Below are 725 nucleotides of genomic sequence, written 5' to 3'. Positions count from 1 at the left end.
ACATATCCTCCCTGGTGAAACCACATCTTGCACCATACACAGGTCTGCTGAGCACCACTTTGTACATTGCCGTGAAAAAAAAAGAACCCAATTAACACTCACGAAATCAACGACTGTACAACAGCTGGCAGTTGAAACGGATGCCACAACATGGATTAGGAACTCATCTAACATTTGCCGCATTTCGAGTAATGGTGAAGCTCCTGATATCTTATGCATTCCTCCTTCTTCACCTTCCCCTCTGGACACTCTATTCCCAGGGGTGTCAGGCTTGAAGCAGGATGACGCTCTACTTTCAGAGTTATCGGATTTGTTGCAGGATGATGTATTTCAGAGTGCTCTTTGCGCCAGTGCAGGGAAATGTGCATTCGATACAGGTAGCACTCTTACTGAAGTGAGTCAGAGTCAGCCTGACAGCGATCAGCGGCCCATGATCATCTCCGGGATGCACACCCCCACAAGGGACAGGCCCTACATCTGTGATCAGGACGGATGCAATAAGTCTTTCACCCGATCCAGTCACCTCACCAGACACAAGCGCACCCACACAAAGAAAAGGCCCTTTGCCTGTGACCAGTGCAACAAGTCTTTCTCCCAATCCGGTGTACTCACTGCCCACAAGCGCATCCACACAGGGGAGAAGCCCTTTGTCTGTGATCAGGGCGGGTGCCATAAAACGTTTACCACATCCCGTGATCTCATCAGGCACAAACGCATCCATACAG

1 protein-coding gene is annotated in these 725 nt (G+C 49.8%); it reads left to right on the top strand.

From position 1 onward, the window contains the following. Window positions 1-430 precede the first annotated feature (430 nt). Window positions 431-725: C2H2-type zinc finger protein (locus E1189_RS26065; RefSeq protein WP_408014666.1), on the top strand; the 295-nt coding region annotated here is incomplete at its 3' end.

It is taken from the genome of Parendozoicomonas verongulae, assembly GCF_009711465.1.
Lineage (GTDB): Bacteria > Pseudomonadota > Gammaproteobacteria > Pseudomonadales > Endozoicomonadaceae > Sansalvadorimonas > Sansalvadorimonas verongulae.
This window is presented reverse-complemented; position numbering and strand designations above follow the sequence as displayed.